2 protein-coding genes are annotated in these 3,012 nt (G+C 72.6%); both read left to right on the top strand.

All coding sequences use genetic code 11. The features are described from left to right. Positions 1-215 precede the first annotated feature (215 nt). Entirely contained in the window at positions 216-1,664 is a 1,449-nt protein-coding gene (locus AOK18_RS24670; RefSeq protein ID WP_055695753.1) for an NAD(P)H-quinone dehydrogenase, read from the top strand. A gap of 220 nt (positions 1,665-1,884) precedes the next feature. After that, positions 1,885-2,847, top strand: coding sequence for a DeoR/GlpR family DNA-binding transcription regulator (locus tag AOK18_RS24665; protein ID WP_079105154.1), 963 nt, complete (start codon positions 1,885-1,887; stop codon positions 2,845-2,847). Positions 2,848-3,012 lie beyond the last annotated feature (165 nt).

Here is a 3,012-nt window from a genome sequence, read left to right as displayed (position 1 = left end):
ATTCGCCGCTGCGCGCCACCCGTTCAGCCAGCCGGTGGCGCGCAGCGGCGAATGCGGGGCGCGGCGGGACATCAGCCGCGCGTCGAGGTTGCCGGCGTACGCGGCGTAGAGCGACATGATGCAGAGCGTACGGCAGCCGCACCGGGGGCCACTCCGGCAACAGGGGGACCACGGGGCGGACCCCGGGGCGGTCGCACGGTGAAGTGTGCGGGACAATGGAGTACGTGACTCGGATCGTGATCATCGGTGGCGGACCCGGCGGATACGAAGCGGCGCTGGTCGCCGCTCAGCTCGGCGCGGAGGTGACCGTCGTCGACAGCGACGGCCTGGGCGGCGCGTCGGTGCTCACCGACTGCGTGCCGTCGAAGACCCTGATCGCCACGGCCGAGGTGATGACCACCTTCGACTCCTCCTACGAGGAGCTGGGCATCATCGTCGCCGACGACACCCCGCACGTGGACCGGGCGGCCCGGGTCGTCGGCGTGGACCTGGGGAAGGTGAACCGCCGCGTGAAGCGGCTGGCCCTGGCCCAGTCGCACGACATCACCGCCTCCGTGACGCGGGCCGGCGCGCGCGTGCTGCGCGGCCGCGGACGGCTCGAGGGCATGCAGGCCCTGGACGGGTCGCGCAAGGTCGTCGTCCGGGCCGCGGACGGGACCGAGGAGACGCTGACCGCCGACGCGGTCCTCGTCGCCACCGGCGGCCACCCGCGCGAGCTGGCCGACGCCCGGCCGGACGGCGAGCGCATCCTGAACTGGACCCAGGTGTACGACCTCGACGAACTCCCCGAGGAGCTCATCGTGGTCGGTTCCGGTGTGACCGGCGCCGAGTTCGCCGGCGCGTACCAGGCGCTGGGCTCGAAGGTCACGCTCGTGTCGTCGCGCGACCGGGTGCTGCCGGGCGAGGACCCGGACGCCGCCGCGGTGCTGGAGGACGTCTTCCGCCGGCGCGGCATGAACGTCATGGCGCGTTCGCGCGCGCAGTCCGCCAAGCGGGTCGGGGACCGGGTGGAGGTGACGCTCGCCGACGGGCGGGTCATCACCGGGTCGCACTGCCTGATGGCGGTGGGCGCCGTCCCGAACTCCGCGGGCATGGGGCTCGAGGAGGCCGGGGTCAGGCTGCGCGACTCGGGGCACATCTGGACCGACCGGGTCTCCCGCACCAGCGCCCCCGGCGTGTACGCCGCCGGTGACGTCACCGGGGTCTTCGCCCTGGCGTCGGTGGCGGCGATGCAGGGCCGCATCGCCATGTACCACTTCCTGGGCGACGCGGTCGCCCCGCTGAACCTGAAGACCGTCTCGTCGAACGTGTTCACCGACCCCGAGATCGCCACCGTCGGCCACACCCAGGCCGACGTCGACGCGGGCAGGATCGACGCCCGCGTGGTGAAGCTGCCGCTGCTGCGCAACCCCCGCGCGAAGATGCAGGGCATCCGCGACGGGTTCGTCAAGATCTTCTGCCGGCCGGGCACCGAGATCGTGGTGGGCGGCGTCGTGGTCGCACCGCGCGCCTCCGAGCTGATCCACCCCATCTCGCTCGCGGTCGACAACAACCTGACGGTCGAGCAGATCGCGAACGCCTTCACCGTGTACCCCTCGCTGTCGGGTTCGATCGCCGAGGTGGCGCGGCAGCTGCACACCCGGAAGATGGGTCCGGAGGCCTGACGGGACGGGCCGGTCCCGGCTCCCCGTCGGCCGGCCGTCGCTTCACCGTTCGTCAACTCCCCGTTCATCACGGGGAGTTGCGGGCGCGTGCGCGGTGCGGGCGATGCAACCAGGCCATCACTTGGCGCTTATACCACTTGACGGTCGGGTGTGCGAACAACTTCTGCTATTCAGCGCAAAGTGCTGAAAGCAGACGGTCGTCGGCGTTACTGTCAGTTTCGTGTTCGCTGCAGAACGTCGCCAATTGATCCTCGAAATGGTGCGAGCGAACGGGGCCGTGTCGCTCCGTGAACTCGCCCGCGTCGTCCAGACCTCCGAAGTGACCGTACGGCGGGACGTGCGCGCGCTGGAGGCAGAAGGACTCCTCGACCGCCGGCACGGCGGTGCGGTACTGCCGGGTGGTTTCACGCGGGAGTCCGGCTTCCCGCAGAAGTCCCACCTCGCGACCGCCGAGAAGACCGCCATCGCCGACCTCGCCGCGAGTTTCGTGGAGGAGGGCGAGGCCGTCGTGGTCGGTGCGGGCACCACCACGCAGGAGCTGGCGCGCCGGCTGGCCCGGGTGCCCGGGCTGACCGTCGTCACCAACTCCCTGCTCGTGGCCCAGGCGCTGGCGCACGCCAACCGGGTCGAGGTCGTGATGACCGGCGGTACGCTGCGCGGTTCGAACTACGCCCTCGTCGGCAGCGGTGCCGAACAGTCCCTCCAGGGACTGCGGGTCTCCAAGGCCTTCCTCTCCGGCAGCGGGCTGACCGCCGAGCGCGGGCTGTCCACGTCCAACATGCTGTCGGCCTCCGTCGACCGGGCGCTGGTGCAGGCCGCCGCGGAGGTGGTGGTCCTCGCCGACCACGGCAAGCTCGGCACGGACACCATGTTCCAGACCGTGCCCACGGACCTCATCACCCGCCTGGTGACGGACGAACCGCCGGCCCACGACGACCGCGCGGGCACCGAGTTGCAGGCGCTCGCCGACCAGGGCGTCCAGATCGCCGTGGCCGGAGCGCCGGGGGGTACCGCGGGCCCGGGGGGTGACGGGGCCCCGGCACGTCAGCAGCAGCGCCGGGACATGCCGCTGCCGGGGCCCCGCCGGCAGGGACCGGGACTGCGGTCGGCGGTGGGTCTGGGGGCGGCCGAACAGGCCCAGAGCGCCGAGCGGGCACGGGTCGCGGACCTGCGCCGACGGTGAGCGCGCGGCGGTTCCCGGGCGAGCGCGGGCGTGTGGGCGCACGGCATCCCGTGGACACGTCCCGGCCTGTGGGTGCACGGCATTCCGTGGAGACGTGCCGGCCTGTGGACACCCGACAGCGGCGTGGCCGCGCGGGCACGCGGTGGCCCGTACGCGCGAGGCGCC

The sequence above is a fragment of the Streptomyces prasinopilosus genome (assembly GCF_001419695.1).
GTDB lineage: Bacteria > Actinomycetota > Actinomycetes > Streptomycetales > Streptomycetaceae > Streptomyces > Streptomyces prasinopilosus.
Note: the sequence above shows the minus strand (reverse complement) of the source record. Positions and strands in the feature narration are given on the sequence as shown.